This is a genomic window from Pseudonocardia sp., assembly GCF_035305885.1.
Classification (GTDB): Bacteria; Actinomycetota; Actinomycetes; order Mycobacteriales; family Pseudonocardiaceae; genus Pseudonocardia.
The window spans coordinates 25,845-42,896 of the sequence record NZ_DATGOP010000119.1 but is presented as its reverse complement, the minus strand read 5'-3'; the positions used below and the strand labels follow the sequence as shown (position 1 = coordinate 42,896).

Annotated in this window: 14 protein-coding genes; 6 read left to right on the top strand and 8 right to left on the bottom strand. The window is 73.8% G+C overall.

Going from position 1 to position 17,052, the window contains the following annotated elements:
* From VKZ81_RS27495 to VKZ81_RS27485, 3 genes are all read right to left on the bottom strand, one after another.
* A partial coding sequence (locus tag VKZ81_RS27495; RefSeq protein ID WP_324244609.1) for a cbb3-type cytochrome c oxidase subunit I occupies positions 1 to 1,275 on the bottom strand: 1,275 nt, incomplete at its 3' end.
* Between the two features lie 256 nt (positions 1,276 to 1,531).
* A complete protein-coding gene (locus VKZ81_RS27490) occupies positions 1,532 to 2,341 on the bottom strand; it encodes a PIG-L family deacetylase (RefSeq protein ID WP_324244608.1) in 810 nt (269 codons plus the stop codon).
* A gap of 53 nt (positions 2,342 to 2,394) precedes the next feature.
* Entirely contained in the window at positions 2,395 to 2,757 is a 363-nt protein-coding gene (locus VKZ81_RS27485) for a MerR family transcriptional regulator (RefSeq protein WP_324244607.1), read from the bottom strand.
* Positions 2,758 to 2,816: 59 nt separating this feature from the next.
* On the opposite strand from VKZ81_RS27485, the gene VKZ81_RS27480 reads away from it, so the two are divergent.
* Positions 2,817 to 3,590, top strand: coding sequence for an alpha/beta fold hydrolase (locus VKZ81_RS27480; protein ID WP_324244606.1), 774 nt, complete (start codon positions 2,817 to 2,819; stop codon positions 3,588 to 3,590).
* 3 nt (positions 3,591 to 3,593) lie between these two features.
* Entirely contained in the window at positions 3,594 to 4,403 is an 810-nt protein-coding gene (locus VKZ81_RS27475) for a TIGR03619 family F420-dependent LLM class oxidoreductase (RefSeq protein WP_324244605.1), read from the top strand.
* 48 nt (positions 4,404 to 4,451) lie between these two features.
* Here VKZ81_RS27475 and VKZ81_RS27470 read toward each other — a convergent pair whose 3' ends face one another.
* Both VKZ81_RS27470 and VKZ81_RS27465 read right to left on the bottom strand, forming a co-directional pair.
* Positions 4,452 to 6,293 (bottom strand): AAA family ATPase, encoded by a 1,842-nt coding sequence (locus VKZ81_RS27470; RefSeq protein WP_491723622.1) that lies wholly within the window; start codon positions 6,291 to 6,293, stop codon positions 4,452 to 4,454.
* The gene (locus VKZ81_RS27465) at positions 6,274 to 7,395 is read right to left on the bottom strand and encodes an NDMA-dependent alcohol dehydrogenase (RefSeq protein ID WP_324244603.1); all 1,122 of its coding nucleotides are present in this window, start codon (positions 7,393 to 7,395) and stop codon (positions 6,274 to 6,276) included. Before VKZ81_RS27465 ends, VKZ81_RS27470 begins: the two co-directional genes overlap by 20 nt.
* A 152-nt stretch (positions 7,396 to 7,547) precedes the next feature.
* Between VKZ81_RS27465 and VKZ81_RS27460 the strand changes: the two genes are divergently transcribed.
* The 3 genes from VKZ81_RS27460 to boxB all read left to right on the top strand — a co-directional run bounded on the left by VKZ81_RS27460 (position 7,548) and on the right by boxB (position 12,349).
* A complete protein-coding gene (locus VKZ81_RS27460) occupies positions 7,548 to 9,146 on the top strand; it encodes a benzoate-CoA ligase family protein (protein WP_324244602.1) in 1,599 nt (532 codons plus the stop codon).
* Between the two features lie 92 nt (positions 9,147 to 9,238).
* Positions 9,239 to 10,933, top strand: coding sequence for a 2,3-epoxybenzoyl-CoA dihydrolase (gene boxC / locus VKZ81_RS27455; protein WP_324244601.1), 1,695 nt, complete (start codon positions 9,239 to 9,241; stop codon positions 10,931 to 10,933).
* A gap of 3 nt (positions 10,934 to 10,936) precedes the next feature.
* A complete protein-coding gene (boxB, locus tag VKZ81_RS27450; protein ID WP_324244600.1) occupies positions 10,937 to 12,349 on the top strand; it encodes a benzoyl-CoA 2,3-epoxidase subunit BoxB in 1,413 nt (470 codons plus the stop codon).
* A 114-nt stretch (positions 12,350 to 12,463) separates the two neighbouring features.
* Here the strand turns inward: boxB and VKZ81_RS27445 are convergent, their stop codons facing one another.
* Positions 12,464 to 13,513 carry a D-2-hydroxyacid dehydrogenase gene (locus VKZ81_RS27445; RefSeq protein ID WP_324244599.1) on the bottom strand — a complete coding sequence of 350 codons (1,050 nt, stop codon included), beginning with the start codon at positions 13,511 to 13,513 and terminating at the stop codon, positions 12,464 to 12,466.
* Between the two features lie 28 nt (positions 13,514 to 13,541).
* Positions 13,542 to 14,420 carry an alpha/beta fold hydrolase gene (locus VKZ81_RS27440; RefSeq protein WP_324244598.1) on the bottom strand — a complete coding sequence of 293 codons (879 nt, stop codon included), beginning with the start codon at positions 14,418 to 14,420 and terminating at the stop codon, positions 13,542 to 13,544.
* A gap of 56 nt (positions 14,421 to 14,476) precedes the next feature.
* On the opposite strand from VKZ81_RS27440, the gene VKZ81_RS27435 reads away from it, so the two are divergent.
* Positions 14,477 to 16,420: an AfsR/SARP family transcriptional regulator gene (locus tag VKZ81_RS27435; protein WP_324244597.1), complete on the top strand. Its 1,944-nt coding sequence runs from the start codon at positions 14,477 to 14,479 to the stop codon at positions 16,418 to 16,420.
* Here the strand turns inward: VKZ81_RS27435 and VKZ81_RS27430 are convergent.
* Positions 16,417 to 17,049 (bottom strand): DUF1707 SHOCT-like domain-containing protein, encoded by a 633-nt coding sequence (locus VKZ81_RS27430; protein WP_324244596.1) that lies wholly within the window; start codon positions 17,047 to 17,049, stop codon positions 16,417 to 16,419. The genes VKZ81_RS27435 and VKZ81_RS27430 overlap by 4 nt on opposite strands.
* Positions 17,050 to 17,052 lie beyond the last annotated feature (3 nt).

The following is a 17,052-nucleotide window of genomic DNA, read 5'->3' as shown; positions in this document are numbered from 1 at the left end:
CGTCTCGTCCAGCATCCGGCCGGTCATCTTCGGGAACCAGAAGTAGATGCCGGCGTAGGTGGCGAACACGATCGTGCCGAACAGCACGTAGTGGAAGTGCGCCACCACGAAGTAGGTGTCGGAGACGTGGAAGTCCAGCGGCGGCGACGCCAGCAGGATGCCGGTCAGACCGCCGAACAGGAACGTGGCGAGGAAGCCGATGCTGAACAGCATCGGGCTCTCGAACGTCAGCCGGCCCTTCCACATGGTGCCGATCCAGTTCACGAACTTGACGCCCGTGGGCACCGCGATGAGGAAGGTGGTGAAGGAGAAGAACGCGAGCAGCACCGCGCCCGTGGCGTACATGTGGTGCGCCCACACGGCAACCGACAGCGCGGCGATCGCGATCGTCGCGTAGATCAGGGTCTTGTAGCCGAAGATCGGCTTGCGGCTGAACACCGGGAAGATCTCGCTGACGATGCCGAAGAACGGCAGCGCGACGATGTAGACCTCGGGGTGGCCGAAGAACCAGAACAGGTGCTGCCACAGGATGACGCCGCCGTTGGCGGGGTCGAACACGTGGGCGCCGAAGTGCCGGTCGGCCAGCAGGCCCAGCAGCGCGGCGGTCAGCACCGGGAACGCGATCAGGATGAGGATCGCGGTCACCAGGATGTTCCAGGTGAAGACCGGCATCCGGAACATCGTCATGCCCGGCGCGCGCATGCAGACGATCGTGGTGATGAAGTTGACACCACCGAGGATCGTGCCGAGACCGGAGATCACCAGGCCGACGATCCACAGGTCGGCACCCGCCCCCGGCGAGCGGACGGCGTCCGCGAGCGGGGTGTAGGCGAACCAGCCGAAGTCCGCGGCGCCGCCCGGGGTGAGGAACCCGGACAGCACGGTCAGCCCGCCGAACAGGAACAGCCAGTAGGAGAAGGCGTTCAGCCGCGGGAACGCGACGTCGGGGGCGCCGATCTGCAGCGGCACGATGTAGTTCGCGAAGCCGAACAGGATCGGCGTCGCGTACAGCAGCAGCATGATCGTGCCGTGCATCGTGAACAGCTGGTTGTACTGCTCCGTGGACAGGAACTGCATGCCGGGCACGGCCAGCTCGCCACGGATGAGCAGCGCCATCGCGCCACCGGCCAGGAAGAACGCGAACGACGTGACCATGTAGAGGATCGCGATGTCCTTGGGGTCCGTCGTCCGCAGCATCTTCAGGAAGGTCGAGCCCTTGGGCGACCGACGTGCCGGGTACTCCGGCGCGATCGGCTTGGGGGCGACGGCGGTCACTGGTCCTCCTGGAACTGCCGGCTGCACGAGCGGCGGGCCGGGTGGCCCAGCTGGGGATGTTAGCTCTACCCGTCGTCGAAGGCCGGGCCGGGTGGCGGGACCCACGTCACGTGCCGGCCCGGGCACGGGCCGCCACGAGCCGCGATGATCGGCCCGTGGGCTCGACCACGGTGGTCACCGGAGCCGCGCCGGGCGTGGCCGGCGCGCTCATCACCGACCACCCCAGCGGCTGGTGAGCGGTGCGGAAGGCCGGCGCCTACCGCAGCGGCGTGAACAGCTCGTCGAACAGCTCCGGTGCCGCCGCCGGGCTCGGCACCGGGTCGATGATGAAGAACTCCGTGCCCATCCCCAGCGCGAAGACCGGCTCCGGCATGGCGAGCAGGAAGTGGTCGGGCGCCATCTGGCTCGCGTGCGCGCGCATCGAGGCGCGCTTCTGCTCGATGAAGTCGATGGCGTCGACGCGGTGGGTGATCTCCGACTCCGGCTTGCCGAACGAGGGCTCGTCGAAGCTCGGGGGCCGCCAGCCCTCCGGCAGCTCGCCCGAGTCGGCGAGCCCGCGCATCCCGCGCACCATCCAGTCGCGGTTGATCGTCTGCTGGGCCACGACCGGCACCGCCGACAGCTCGGCGGCGCGCATCCCCACCCGGTGCACCTGGATGTGGTCGGGGTGGCCGTACCCGCCGTTGTCGTCGTAGACGGTGAGGACGTCGGGCTCCTCCTCGTCGAGGATCACCGCGAGGCGCCGCGCCGCGTGCTCCACGTTGGCCTGCCAGAAGCAGTACGGGGCCTCGTTGGTCGGGTCGCCCATCATCCCGGAGTCGGTGTAGCCGAGGAACTCGACGCGCTTCGCCCCGATCGCCGCCGCGGACGCGTAGCACTCCGCGGACCGGCGGACGGCCAGCTGCTCCCCCGGCTCGAGCACGCCGGGGACCGGCTCGCCCAGCTCCCCCCTGGTCGCGAACACGAGGACGACCCGGTGACCCGCTGCGGCCGCCCTGGCGAGGGTGCCCGCGGTGCCGATCGACTCGTCGTCGGGGTGCGCATGGAAGGAGACGATGGTTCCCACGAGGGACAATCTACGCAGCGGCGGTGCCGCACCCGCCGGGCCGCCGCCTGCCCTCAGGCCTGCTGCAGGGCGTCCTCGGGCACGTAGCCGGCCAGGGCGCTGCGCTTGCCCTGCAGCTCGTCGATCTGCTCGTCCAGCGCCGCGAGCTCGCGCCGGATGGTGCGCACCAGGTCGGGGCACAGCTCCAGCTCGATCTCCTCGCCGCCGCCGACGCAGGGCAGCACGTCCCGGATCACGTCCGTGGACAGGCCCGCGCCGAGCAGGGCCCTGATCCGGGCGACGGTGCGGACGGCGTCGGGGCCGTAGCGCCGGTAGCCGTAGGCGTCCCGCTCGGCCGACAGCAGCCCCTGTTGCTCGTAGTAGCGCAGCGCGCGCTGGCTCACCCCGGTGCGCCGGGCGAGCTCGCCGATCAGCACGTGATCCCTCCCACGCGGGCTTGGGCCTGACACCGACGTCAGACCCCAACATCGCGGCCATGGCAGAACATTTCGCGCGCACCGTCCTCGGCTCGGGGCCGGGGATCCTGCTCGCGCACGGCGCGGGCGGCGGCGTCGAGGCCAACTTCGGGCCGATCCTCGACGAGCTCGCCACCACCCACACCGTCGTCGGGGCCGACTACCCGGGTTCCGGGAAGACCCCGCGCAGTCCGGTCCCGCTCACCCTCGACGACCTGGCCGACGCGCTCGTCGGCACGGCGGTCGACGCAGGCGTCGACCGCTTCGCGGTGCTGGGCTACTCGCTCGGCACGGCCGTCGCCGTCCGCATCGCGACGCGGCACCCCGACCGCGTCACGGGTCTCGTGCTCACCGCCGGGTTCGCCCGCCCCGACCACCGGCTGCGACTGGCCCTGCAGGTCTGGCGGGCCCTGCTCGACGCCGGCGACCGGGAGCTGACCGCCCGGTTCCTCACCTTCGCCGCCACCGGTGCGACGGCGCTCGACGCGCTGGAGCCCGCCGCGCTCGAGGCCGCCGTCGCCGGGCTGGCCGACTTCCTCCCGGCCGGCAGCCCGGAGCAGGTCGACCTCGGCGCCACCGTCGACACCCGTGCCGAGCTCTCCCGGATCGCCGTCCCGACGCTCGTCGTCGCCACCACCGAGGACGGCCTCACCGGCGTCGGGCTCTCCCGGGAGCTCGCGGCCGGCATCCCCGGCGCCGAGCTGGTGGAGATCGCCTCGGGGCACGGCATCGGGGCCGAGGCCCCCGACGAGTGGCTCGCCGCGATCCGGTCGCTGCTGTCGCGGGTGGGCTGAGCCGTGGACCTCGAGGTCGTGCTCCCGGACGAGTCGCCCGACGTCGCCCCGCACACCGTCGTCGAGCTCGCGCAGGAGGCGGAGCGGCTCGGCTACCGCACCGCGTACCTGCCCGACCACCTGCTGCCGCCCGCCCCCTACGGCGACACCTACGGCGGGGTGTACGAGCCGCTCGTCACGCTCGCGCACGTCGCCGCCCGCACCTCGACGATCCGCCTCGGCACGTCGGTGCTCGTGCTGCCGATGCGCAACCCGTTCGTCGTCGCCAAGCAGGTCGCCACGCTGGAGCGGCTGTCGGGCGGCCGCGCGGTGCTCGGGGTGGGCGTCGGCTGGGACCGCGCCGAGTTCGCCGCCGTCGGCGCCGAGTTCGCGACCCGCGGCGCCCGCACCGACGAGGACATCGCCCTCCTGCGCCACCTCTTCCGCGGCGGCGGCCCGTTCCACGGCCGGTTCCACCACGTGGAGCGGGGCGTGTTCGCGCCGGTGCCCACCCGGCCGGTGCCGATCATGGTGGGCGGGACGAGCGAGGCCGCCCTGCGCCGGGCCGCCGCGCTGGCCGACGAGTGGCAGGGGGTCGGCCTCGACGCCGCAGGCTTCGCCCGGTGCGCCGCGCGGCTGCGCGCGGAATCGCAGCGCACGCCCCGGCTCGGCACGCGGCTGGCCTGGCGCGGCGGTACGGCCGAGCTGGAGCGGACCGTGCGCGAGGCGCACGCCCTCGCCGCGGCCGGGGCCGACGCGGTCGCCGTCTGGTTCGGGCCGGCCGACGGCGCGGCCGACCGGATGGCGCGGTTCGCGGCCGCGTTCTCCGCCTGAAGGCCGGCCGGCGGGCGGCCCGATCGCGGGAACCCGGGCGCCGGGTGCTCAGGCGAGCACGCGGGTCAGCGCGGGGCCCACCTCGGTGAGCCGCCGCACCGTCTGCGCCAGCCCGCCCCGCCTGGCCGCGAGCGCCGCCGCGGCGGCCTCGGCGTCGGCGCCACCGAGCGGCACCAGCACCTGCAGCCGGTCGATGCCCCCGAGCGCGGAGGCCGGGTCGTCGCCCGCGGTGTGGATGCAGTCCGACAGCAGCACGACGAGCCGCTCGTCGGCCACCGCGCCCGCGAGCTGGGCGGCCGCGGCGCGCAGCCCGGCGGCGAGGTCGGTGGTGCCGTGGCCGCGCAGCGCGACGAGGTCGGACAGCAGGTCTTCCGGCGGCCGGCGCGCGCCGTGGGCCTGCAGCACCCGCACCCCGGGGCCGAACGCCACCACGGCCGGCACGAGCCCGTCGCCCGCCGCGAGCACCACCCCTGCCGCCGCGACGGCGGCGAGGGCGACCGCCTGCCCCTGCATCGACCCGGACACGTCGACGGCGAGGGCGACCGCCCGCCGCGAGGCGGTCCAGTGCCGCGTGACCACGTCGGCCGGGCCGGGGCGACGGGTCGGGCCCGGCTCCCACCTGTCCAGGGTGCGGTCGAGGTCGAGGTCGCCGTCCCCGCCCGCCGCGGGCGCGAGCCGCCGGGTGCCGCGGGCGCGGGCCGGGCCCACCCGCCCCAGGCGCAGGAACACCCGCCCGGCCAGCCGCCGGGCGGCCGCGCGCAGCGCCTCGTCGGTGGCGACGGCGAGGTCGGCGAGCAGCGCCGCCGCGGCGTCCGGGTCGCGGGACAGCAGCGCGTGGAACGCGGCCTCGTCGAGCGCGCCCACCTCCGGCGAGACGTCGGCGAACGCCGCGTGCTGCGCCGCGAGCTGGGCCCGCCCCTGCGTGCGGCCCGCGCGGTCGCGCGCGGGCCGGGACCGCGGCCGGAAGCCCGCCGGGTTGGTCTCCGGCGGGCCGTCAGCTTTTCCCGGGTCGTCCGCGGGGTCGTCCGCTTCCGCCGGCCACAGCTCGTCGAGCAGCTCGTCGATCACCGACTCCGGCGTGCGGTCCACGCCGTCGGCCATCCGGATGCGGCCGGACAGCGCGGCGTACGCCGCGTCGCGGCCGGTGTCCCGCTGCGGGGTGCGCTCGCCGCGCAGCTCGGCGAGCCCGGTGAGGACGAGCGCCATGTCGATCGCGCCGCGTACCGACGAGCCCATCCGCACGTCGCGGTGCGTGCGGGTGGCGCGGGCCATGCCCACCGCCAGTTCCACGACCCGGCCGTTCAGCCCGGTCACCGCGGTGGTGATCGCGCGCTCGGCCGCCTCGTCCTGGTAGCCGAGCACCACCCGGCACATCCGGTCGGCGATCGCCTGGCTCACCCGCGCCGTGCCGATCGCGTCGAACGGGTTCATCGCCGCGATCAGCCGGAACTCGGGCGCCGCCCGGACCGGGCCCAGCCTGGGCACCGCGATCTCACCCTCGGCGAGGACGGTGATCAGGACGTTGAGCGTCTCCTCGGGGACCCGGTTGAGCTCCTCCAGGTACAGCAGGCCGCCCTCCCGCATCGCGGTGAGCAGCGGGCCGTCGACGAAGCTCGCCGGGTGGTAGCCCTCGGCGAGGACCTGCGCCGGGTCGAACTGCCCGACCAGGCGGGCGGGCGTCAGCTCGGCGTTGCCCTCGACGAACACGACCGCCCGGCCGTTCTCCCGGGCGATCGAGCGCAGCAGCGTCGACTTGCCGGTGCCGGGCGGGCCCTCGATGACCACGTGCCGGCCCGTCGCGAGCGCGACGGTCAGCACCTCGCGCTCGCGACGGAGACCGACGACCGGGGTATCCGCGCGCGTTTCCTCGCTAGTAGATGATGACGCCACGGATGTTCTTGCCGTCGTGCATGTCCTGGTAACCCTGCGCGACCTCGTCCAGCGAGTAGGTCTTCGTGATCAGCTCGTCGAGCTTGAGCACGCCCTCGCGGTAGAGCTGCAGCTGGCGGAGGATGTCCCAGTTCGGGTTGGACATGCCGAACATCGCGCCCTGCAGCCGCTTCTGGAACAGCGTCAGCTCCGAGATCGCGATCGGCAGCCCGACCTCCTTCGCGTCACCGAGCCCGGTGACGACGACCGTCCCCGCCTTGCGGATCGACCCGAAGGCCTGGGCGACGTGCTCGGGCTTGGTGACGCCAACCGTCACGATCGCCGAGTCGGCGCCCTGCCCGTTGGTGAACTGCTTGGCGAGCTCGGTGGCCTCCTCCATCGACTCCACCGCGTGCGTGGCGCCCAGCTCCTGCGCCTTCTCGCGCTTGAAGGCCACCGGGTCCACGGCGATGATGTTGGACGCCCCGGCGTGCGACGCGCCCTGCACGGCGTTGATGCCGATGCCGCCGATGCCCATCACGATCACGGTGTGGCCCGGCTGTACCTCGGCGGCGTTGACCGCGGAGCCCCATCCGGTCCCGACGCCGCACCCGACCAGGCAGGCCTTGTCGAGCGGGATGTCGTCGGGGACCTTCACCGCGGAGTCGGCGGACACCGTCGTGTGCTGCAGGAAGGTCGAGATCCCGCACATCTGCCCGACCGGCTGGCCGGTCTCGGCGAGCTTCACCCGGTAGTCACCCGGACGCCCCCACCGGGCCCCGTCGAGCAGGGTCGCACCCAGGTCGCAGAGGTTCTGCATCCCGGACGCGCACCAGCGGCAGTGCCCGCACGAGGGCAGGAACGAGAAGACGACGTGGTCGCCCTCCTTCAGCCCCTTGGCGTTCGGCCCCGCCTTCGTGACGATGCCCGCGCCTTCGTGCCCACCGGCGAACGGGAAGATGTTGACCGGGATGTCACCGGTCGCGACGTGGTCGTCCGAGTGGCACAGGCCGGAGGCGACCATCTGGACCTGGATCTCGTTCTCGCGTGGATCGTCGATCTCGAGGTCCACGACCTCGTACTTGCCCGGAACCTGGCGGACGATCGCACCACGGGTCTGCATCGCTGATCTCCTTTGACGAGCGGCCAGTTCCGTTCCTATCAGCGTGCGCTCATGTGTGGAAGGGACCGCCCGCAGGAATCTTCTACGCATCGTTGACGGAGCGTGAGCAAGCAGTAGAGTTCGGACCCACCCGTTCGGACCGGAGCCGCTCCATGACGGAACTGTTCAACGCCGCCGCCTACCTCTCCGAGCGTCGGGTCGACGCCGGCGACGGCGAGCGGATCGCCCTCCGCCACCCGCGAGGTACCCATTCCTATGGTCAGCTGACCGAAGAGGTGCGCCGCGTCGCCGCGGGTCTGGTCGACATCGGCGTGCGCCCCGAGGAACGGGTGCTGCTGTGCATGGCCGACGACGTCGAGCTCGCCACCGGCATCCTCGCCACCATGTACCTGGGCGCGGTCGCCGTGCCCGCCTCCACGATGCTCACCGGCGGTGAGCTCGCCACGCTCGTCCGCGACTCCCGGGCGCGGGTGCTGCTGGGCAGCCCGCAGTTCGCCGCGGCGATCACCGCGGCCGCCACCGACGCGCCGGACCTGCGCCACGTCGTGCTCACCGGCGACACCGCGCCGGAGGTGCCCGGCACCACCGGCCTGGTCTGGGAGGACCTGCGCGGGTCCGAGCCGCTCACGGCGCCGTACCCGACGTGGGACGAGTCGCCCGCCCTGTGGCTGTACACGTCGGGGACCACCGGCAGGCCCAAGGGCGCGATGCACCGCCACGTCGACATCCGCTACGTGTGCGAGACCTACGCCGCCCAGGTGCTCGGCATCGGTCCGGACGACGTCTGCCTGTCGGTGGCGAAGCTGTTCTTCGCCTACGGCATCGGCAACTCGCTGTTCTTCCCCCTCTCGGTGGGCGCGAGCAGCGTGCTGGAACCGTCACGGCCCAACCCGGAGCTCTACGCGCGGCGGGTGGCCGAGCACGGCGTCACGCTGTTCTTCGCCGGCCCGAGCTTCTGGGGCCCGCTCATGGCGGCCGACCTGCCGCGGGAGGCGTTCGCCACCGTCCGCAACGGGGTGTCGGCGGGCGAGGCGCTCCCGCCGCGCATGTACCACGGCGTCCGCGACCAGTACGGCTTCGAGATCCTCGACGGCATCGGCTCCACCGAGGCCCTGCACATCTTCATCTCCAACGTCCCCGGCAAGGTCGTGCCGGGCAGCTCCGGGTTCCCCGTGCCCGGTTACGAGGTGCAGCTGCGCCGGCCCGACGGCAGCGTCATCGAGGAGGCGGGCGAGCCGGGGATGCTCTACGTGGCCGGCGAGTCGCTGTGCACCGGCTACTGGTGCCGCACCGGCGTGAACCGCGCGGTGTTCCACGGGGAGTGGATGCGCACCGGCGACCAGTACGTCCGCAACGCCGACGGGAGCTGGACCTGCCTCGGCCGCGCCGACGACGTGCTCAAGGTCGGCGGGATCTGGGTCAGCCCGGCCGAGGTCGAGGCGCGCCTGCTGGAGCACCCGACGATCGCCGAGGTCGCCGTCATCGGCGTGCCCGACGAGGACGGCCTGGACAAGCCGGTCGCCTACGTCGTCGCCCGGCCCGGGGCGGTGATCGACCCGGACGAGGTGATCGCGTTCTGCCGGGCGGGGCTGGCGGCGTTCAAGCGCCCCCGGCTCGTGGTGCAGGTCGACGCGCTGCCCCGCACCGCCACCGGCAAGATCCAGCGCTACCGCCTGCGCGAGCTCGCGACGGCCACCCTGTCCCCGCCCTCCGCCGCCGCGGCCGACGAGGTGGCCGAGGTCAAGGCCTGACGCCGTACCGACGTTCTACAACCTCTTGCCGTTCTGTCGCCCAGCTGTAGACTGACGCCGTCCGCCGCGCCGCCGCAGGAGGAGCGTCAGCGATGACCACCAGCACCGCCGAGCCGGCCCCGCAACCCCGGGTCTCCTACGACGCCGACCCCTCCTCGTACCGGCATTGGCAGCTGGACGTGCAGGGCGACGTGGCGTACCTGCGGCTCGACGTCGCCGAGGACGGCGGGCTGGTGCCGGGCTACGAGCTGAAGATGAACAGCTACGACCTCGGCGTCGACATCGAGCTGCACGACGCGGTGCAGCGGCTGCGCTTCAGCTACCCGCAGGTGCGGGCGGTGGTGCTCACCAGCGCGAAGGACCGCAACTTCTGCGCAGGCGCCAACATCCGGATGCTCGCCCAGAGCAGCCACCCGTGGAAGGTGAACTTCTGCAAGTTCACCAACGAGACCCGCAACGAGATCGAGGACGCCACCGCCAACTCGGGGCAGACCTGGATCGCCGCCGTCAACGGCACCGCGGCGGGCGGCGGCTACGAGCTGGCGCTGGCCTGCGACAAGATCCTGCTCGTCGACGACAACTCCTCGGCCGTCGCGCTGCCCGAGGTGCCGCTGCTCGGCGTGCTGCCCGGCACCGGCGGGCTCACCCGCGTCACCGACAAGCGCAAGGTCCGCAAGGACCGCGCCGACGTGTTCGCCACCCGCGCCGAGGGCATCCGCGGCAAGCAGGCCGTCGAGTGGGGCCTGGTCGACGAGGTGATCCCCAAGCGGCAGTGGGACGAGACGGTGGCCGAGCGCGCCGCCGAGGCCGCCGCCCGCTCCAGCCGGCCCGCCGACGCGCGCGGCATCGAGCTGCCGCCGCTGCAGCGCGATGAGACCGCAGACGGGCTCCGCTACCAGCACGTCGAGGCGCGCTACGACCGCGCGGGCGGCATCGTCGAGATCACCGTGCACGGCCCGGACGGCGACGTCCCCGACACCGTGGAGCGCATCCACGAGCTCGGGGCGCAGTTCTGGCCGCTGGCCATGACCCGCGAGCTCGACGACCTCGTCCTGCGGCTGCGCAGCAACGAGCTGGAGCTCGGCACCTGGGTGATCCGCACGCGGGGCGACGTCGAGGACGCCCTGGCGTTCGAGCGCGTGATCGCCCGGCACTCGCGCGACGACTGGCTGGTGGGCGAGATCCGGCACTACTACAAGCGCGTGCTGAAGCGGCTCGACGTCACCTCGCGCTCGCTGATCGCGCTGATCGAGCCCGGCTCGTGCTTCGCGGGCGCGCTGCTGGAGCTGGCGCTCGCCTGCGACCGCCAGTACATGCTCGACGGCTTCCTCGAGGAGGACGCGGAGGAGGGCGAGCCGGCGCAGATCGTGCTCTCCGACAGCAACTTCGGCACGTTCCCCATGGGCAACGGCCTCGCCCGCCTCGAGTCGCGGTTCTACGGCGACGACGACCACGTCGCGAAGCTGCGGCAGGAGACCGGGCGGCGCATCGACGCCGCCGAGGCGCTCGAGCTGGGGCTCGTCACCGACGCCCCCGACGACATCGACTGGGAGGACGAGATCCGGATCATGCTGGAGGAGCGGGCCTCCCTGTCCCCGGACGCGCTCACCGGCATGGAGGCCAACCACCGCTTCGTCGGCCCCGAGACGATGGAGTCGCGGATCTTCGGGCGGTTGGCCGCGTGGCAGAACTGGATCTTCGTACGACCGAACGCGGCGGGCCCCGACGGCGCGCTGCGCCGGTACGGCACGGGCCGCAGGGCCGACTTCGACCGCAGGCGGGTGTGAGACATGTCGATCGACTACTCCGAGAAGATCCCGAACAACGTCGACCTCGCGAGCAACCGCAAGCTGCAGCGCGCACTCGAGTCGTGGCAGCCCAACTTCCTCAACTGGTGGAAGACCATGGGCCCCTCGGTGCCCACCGAGGACGTCTACCTGCGCACCGCCGTCTCCGTCGGCCGCGAGGGGTGGGCCCACTTCGCCCACGTCCCGATGGACGAGTACCGCTGGGGCGTGTTCCTCGCCGAGCGCAACACCGACCGCCGCATCGCGTTCGGTGAGCAGAAGGGCGAGCCGGTGTGGCAGCAGGTACCCGGCGAGCACCGTGCCGACCTGCAGCGGCTCATCGTCATCCAGGGCGACACGGAGCCGGCGTCGGTCGAGCAGCAGCGCAGGCTCGGCGAGAGCGCCCCCTCCCTGTACGACCTGCGCAACCTGTTCCAGGTCAACGTCGAAGAGGGCCGCCACCTCTGGGCGATGGTGTACCTGCTGCACGCCTACTTCGGCCGCGCGGGCCGCGAGGAGGCGGAGGCGCTGCTGCAGCGCAACTCCGGCGACATCGACTCCCCGCGCATCCTCGGCGCGTTCAACGAGGAGACGCCGGACTGGCTGTCGTTCTACATGTTCACCTACTTCACCGACCGGGACGGCAAGTACCAGCTCGGCACGCTGAAGGAGTCGGCGTTCGACCCGCTGAGCCGCACGTGCGAGTTCATGCTCAAGGAGGAGGCGCACCACATGTTCGTCGGCACCACGGGTGTCGACCGCGTGGTGAAGCGCACCGCCGAGCTGATGCTCGAGCACGACACCGACGACGTCGCCCCGTACGGCGGGATCCCGCTCGACGTGATCCAGAAGTACCTGAACTTCCACTACTCGGTGTCGCTGGACCTGTTCGGCTCCGAGCAATCGACGAACGCCGCCAACTACTTCACCGCGGGCCTCAAGGGCCGCTGGCAGGAGGAGCGGCGCAAGGACGACCACGTGCTCACCGAGGACGCGGCCCACATCGAGGTGGTGCGCGACGGCGAGATCACCACCGAGGAGGTCTCCGCGCTGCTCGCGCTCAACCACGACCTGCGCCGCGAGTACATCGCCGACTGCGAGACCGGCGTCAAGCGCTGGAACCGGGTGCTCGACAAGCACGGGATCGACCAGCGCCTGTACCTACCGCACGTCGGCTTCAACCGGCAGGTCGGCGTGTTCGCCGACCACCACATCACGCCGAAGGGCGACATCGTCGGCGAGGACGTCTGGGCGGCCAACCGCGACAAGTGGCTGCCCAGCGACGCCGACAAGGAGCACGTCCGCTCGCTGATGCGACCGGTCTACGAGCCGGGCAAGATCGCCGGCTGGATCGCGCCGCCGTCGACGGGCATCAACGACAAGCCCATCGACTACGAGTACGTGCACTTCCCGTGACGGGACGCTGGCGGCGATGAGCCACCGGCCCGATCGCGCCCAGCGGCCGCGCGGTGCCGCCGTGCGCGACGGCGCCCGCTGCGTGTGGTCGTGTCACGCCGCAAGCGCGTCGACCTAGTACCACTCCACCGTGTTGACCACGTTCCGCAGCGGCCTGCCGTCCAGCAGCCGGCCTGCGTTGTCGGCGAACAGCTCCGCGATCCGCCGCCCCTCCGCCGGCGTCAGGGTGGCGTTGTGCGGACTGATGATCACGTTCGGCAGGTCCCACAGCGGGCTCGCCGGGTCGAGCGGCTCCTTCGCGAACACGTCGAGCGCGGCGAACCCCACCCGCCGGTCGCGCAGCGCCTCCACCAGCGCGTCCTCGTCGATCACCGTGCCCCGCCCGACGTTGACGAGCGTGACGCCCGGCCGCACGGCGGCCAGCACCTCCGCGCTCACCAGCTTCTCCGTGGCCGCGGTGCCCGGCAGCGTGACCACGATGCCGTCCACCCGACCCACCACGTCGACCAGCTGGGAGGGGTGCACGAGCTCCGCGACGCCCTCGACCGGCTCGCCGCGCCGGCTCGTGCCGATGACCTGGGTGCCGAATGCGGCGAGCAGCCGGGCCACCTCGCGCCCGATGCCGCCGAGCCCGACGACCAGCACGGTCTGCTCCCGCAGCTGCCCCATCAGCCAGCGGGGCGGCCACTCGTGCTGCGCGGCGTCGGCCTGCAGGCGGGGGAGGTTCTTCGCGCCGGCGAGCAGCCCGAACAGCGCGTACTCCGCCAGCGGGCCCGCGTGCACCCCCGCCGACGTCGTGAACGTGACGCGCTCGAGCTGCTCGGCGGTGAGGCCCGCGGCCTTCACCTGCGCGCCGCCCCCGGCGGCCATCGTGTGGACCCAGCGCAGCCGCGGGTTGGACTCGATCGCCCGCCGCAGCGCGGCCGGGTCCTCCCCGGGCATCCCGTAGAGGGCGTCCGCGGCGGCGATGAGCCTGGCGAACCGCCGCTCCTGGGCGGGCGTGCGGGTGAACGACGGGTCGCCGTGGTGGTCGGAGGGGTACCGCACCGGCGGCAGCAGCTCCTGCTCGCAGAGCATCTCCACCCGCGGCTCGAGCCTCTCGACGAGCTCGACCAGGTCCTCGCTCAGCGGCGTCACCACCGCAACCCGCAGTCGATCACCCACCCGCTCAGCATCGCAGCCGCCCGCCCGTTCACCGGCACAGCAGGGCCCGGATCACATCGACGACGTCCGCGGGCGCCTCCTCGGCCATGAAGTGGCCGGCCCGCGTGGTGACGTGCTCGAGGTCGGCGGCCCACGCCCGCCAGATCGCGGCCCCGTCGAAGCCCATCTGCGTCCCCCGGTCCTGCTGGACGACCGTCACCGGCATCGTGAGGCGGTGGCCCGCGGCGCGGTCGGCCGTGTCGTGCTCGAGGTCGACGGTCGCGGTGGCGCGGTAGTCGGCGACGATCGACGGCACGGCCGCGCGGGCGGCGCGGAGGTACTCGGTGCGCACGTCCGCCGGGATCGCACCGGGGCGGGTGGACCAGGCGTCGAGGAAGTGGCCGAAGAACGCGTCGGGCGCGGCCCCGATCAGCCGCTCGGGCAGGCCGGGCGGCTGGGCCATCAGGTAGAGGTGGAAGGCCACCGCGGCACCCACCCCGGCGAGCACGTCCCAGGTGTCCGGGGTGGGCAGGACGTCGAGGATGCCCAGGTGGCTCACCCGGTCCGGGTGGTCGAGGCCGGCCCGGAACGCCACGTGCGCACCGCGGTCGTGGCCCACCAGCGCGAACCGGTCGAACCCGAGCGCGTCGGCCAGCCCGACGACGTCGGCGGCCATCGTCCGCTTCGAGTACGTCTCGGCGTAGTCGGCCTCCGGCTTGCTGCTCCCGCCGTAGCCGCGCAGGTCGGGGCAGACGACGGTGCACTCCTCGGCGAGGACGGGCGCGACGCGCCGCCACATCAGGTGGGTCTGGGGGAAGCCGTGCAGCAGCACGAGCAGCGGCCCCGATCCGCCGACGGCCGCCGCCAGTTCGACGCCGCCGGCCACGCCGATCGCCGTCCGCTCGAACCCCGGGATGGTGATGCCCATGGCCGCCAGCATCGGGCCGCCGGATCAGCGGTCGATCAGCGCCGAGAATGGGGCCGGTGGGGATCCGCATCCAGGTGCTCGGGCCGGTCGGGGTCCGCGACGACCGCGGCCGCCCGGTCGCGGCAGGCAGCAGGCGGCGGCGCGAGCTCCTCGCCCGGCTGGTCGCGGCCGGCGGGTACCCCGTCCCGTTGGAGACCCTGATCGACGACCTCTGGCCGGACCGGTCCCCCGCGGCCGCCGGGGCGGTGCGGACCTTCGTCGGCGAGCTGCGCCGCGCGCTCGAACCCGACCGCCCCCCGCGGGCCCGTTCCCGCACCATCGAGACCGTCGGCACGGGCTACGCCCTGCGGGTGCCGCGGGACCGCGTGGACGCCCACCGGTTCGCCGACACCCTCCGCGCCGTCCGCGGCCGGCCGAGCGAGCGGGTCGCGAGCGCCCTGGGCGAGGCCCTCTCCTGGTGGGCGGGCGAGCCGTACGCCGACCTCGGCTCCCCGCCCTGGGTGACGGCGGAGCGGGCCCGGCTGGCCGAGCTGCACCGGCAGGCCGTCGAGCTGCACGCCCGCGCGCTGCTCGACCTCGGGCAGGGCGCGCCCCTCGCCGCGGAGCTCGCGGCGTTCGCCGCCGCCCACCCGTGGCGGGAGCGCGCCTGGGTCCTCCTCGCCCACGCCCTCTACCAGGACGACCGCCAGGTCGAGGCCCTCGAGGCCCTGCGCGGCGCCCGCACCCGGCTACGGGACCGGTTCGGCCTCGACGCGGTCGACGACATCGACCACCTCGAACGCGACATCCTCCTGCGCGCCCCGCACCTTCGGCCCCCACCGCGCACCGAGGACCGGCTGCGCCTGCTCACGCGCGCGGATGCGGCCGGCACGTCCACCCGGCTCCGCTCGATGAGCGTCGTGGCGCGGGCCGCGGCCGTCACCGGAGGCGCCAACCTGGTGCTCGCCCAGGACCAGCGCGCCGCCGCGGTGGCAGAGGCGGAACGCGCGGGCGACGCCGAGCTCACCGCCCGGGTCATCGCGGCCTACGACGTCCCCACGATCTGGACCCGCCCGGACGACCCCGCGCGGTCGGCGGCGCTCGTCGCGACGACCCGGCGCACCCTCGACCGGCTCGGCCCGGACGCTCCCCCGGCCCTGCGGGCGCGGCTGCTCGCGACCGTCGGGCTCGAGCACCGCGGCAGCCGGGACCGCTGGGCCGCCGAGGCGACGGCCGAGGCCGAACGGTTGGCCCGGGAGCTGCCCGACCCCGCCGCGCTGGCCCTCGCGCTCAACGCGCGGTTCGTGCAGTCCTTCCAGCGGCCGGGGCGGACCGGCGAGCGCGATGCCGTGGCGGACGAGCTCATCGCCCTCTCCGCGCGGCACGACCTGCCGACGTTCCAGATCCTCGGCCACCTGATCAAGATCCAGGTGCACGCGGCGCGCGCGGAGTTCGAGCCGGCCCAGGGCCACGCGGACGCGGCCGAGCGGTTGGCCGCGGTCCACGAGACCCCGCTGGTGCACGTCTTCACCGCGGCCTTCCGCGCGATGCGCCTCGCCGAGCGGTCCCCCGACCCGGCCGAGGCGGCCCGCGCCTACCGGGCGCTGGCCGCCGACCTGGCCGGCGCGGGCATGCCGGGCGTCGAGGCGGGCCTGGTCCCGCTCGCGCTCGTCGCGCTGCACCTGCGCCGCCGGCAACCCGTGCCGACCGCGCCCGACCTCGACCCGGGCCCCCACCGCGCGTGGGTCGAACCCCTGCTCCGCCACGCCCGCGGCGAGGTGGACGCGGCCCGGCGCGCCGCCGCGGCGCTGCCCGAGCCGCCCGCGGACCACCTGTACGACGCGCTGTGGGCCGTGGTCGCGCACACGGCGGTCCGGCTCGGCGACCGGTCCCTGGCCGCCGGGGCGCGGGCCGCCCTCGCCCCCCTGCGCGGCGAGCTCGCGGGCGGGGCGACGGCCGCGCTCACGTTCGGGCCGGTGGACGACCTGCTCGCGATGCTCGACGACGTCGGCCCGCGCTAGTCGTCCTCGTCCTCGTCGTCGTCCTCGTCGTGGTGGAGGTCCGGTTCGCCCGGGCGCACGATGTCGACGCTGCCGAACGCGCCGCGGGTGTTCACCACCACCTCGGGCCCGGCGCCCGTGCAGGCCAGCTCGCAGGCGGTGCTGCCGAAGACCACCGCGCCGGTCGGCCGGGCCCGCATCCCCTCCGGGACGACGACCTCGACGCTGCCGAAGATCACCCCGGCCTCGACGCGCTGCTGCCCCGGCGCGACGGCGACCCGGCCGTTGCCGAAGACGGCCGCGGCGTCGGCGTCGGCGATGACCTGCGAGCCGAGGAAGAGCATCGCCGCGGCGACCGCCACCGCGACCAGCCCGTCGCCGAGCTTGCGCAGGAAGCCCTTGGCCGGCTTCGCCTCCGGTTCCGCCACGACGGCGGTCGGCTGCTCGTCGGGCCCGGGCCGGTACGGCGGCAGGTCGGCGACCAGCGCGTCGAGCTCGGACTGGGTGCGGGCGGCCCAGCAGCGCGCCGCGCGCTCGTCGTACTCGGTGAGCGTCAGCACCCCGTCGGCGTGCGCCTGCTGCAGGTGCGCGTCGGTGGCGCGGCGTTCGCGATCACCGATGCGGAGCTCGGGTGCCGGCTGCTCGTCCACGCG

What these genes read in the sequence shown, in the direction of transcription:
- VKZ81_RS27460 (WP_324244602.1), top strand. Translation starts at nt 7,548, where the DNA reads ATGACGGAACTGTTCAACGCCGCCGCCTACCTCTCCGAGCGTCGGGTC.
- VKZ81_RS27480 (WP_324244606.1), top strand. Translation starts at nt 2,817, where the DNA reads ATGGCAGAACATTTCGCGCGCACCGTCCTCGGCTCGGGGCCGGGGATC.
- boxB (WP_324244600.1), top strand. Translation starts at nt 10,937, where the DNA reads ATGTCGATCGACTACTCCGAGAAGATCCCGAACAACGTCGACCTCGCG.
- boxC (WP_324244601.1), top strand. Translation starts at nt 9,239, where the DNA reads ATGACCACCAGCACCGCCGAGCCGGCCCCGCAACCCCGGGTCTCCTAC.
- VKZ81_RS27465 (WP_324244603.1), bottom strand. Translation starts at nt 7,395, where the DNA reads ATGCAGACCCGTGGTGCGATCGTCCGCCAGGTTCCGGGCAAGTACGAG.
- VKZ81_RS27440 (WP_324244598.1), bottom strand. Translation starts at nt 14,420, where the DNA reads ATGGGCATCACCATCCCGGGGTTCGAGCGGACGGCGATCGGCGTGGCC.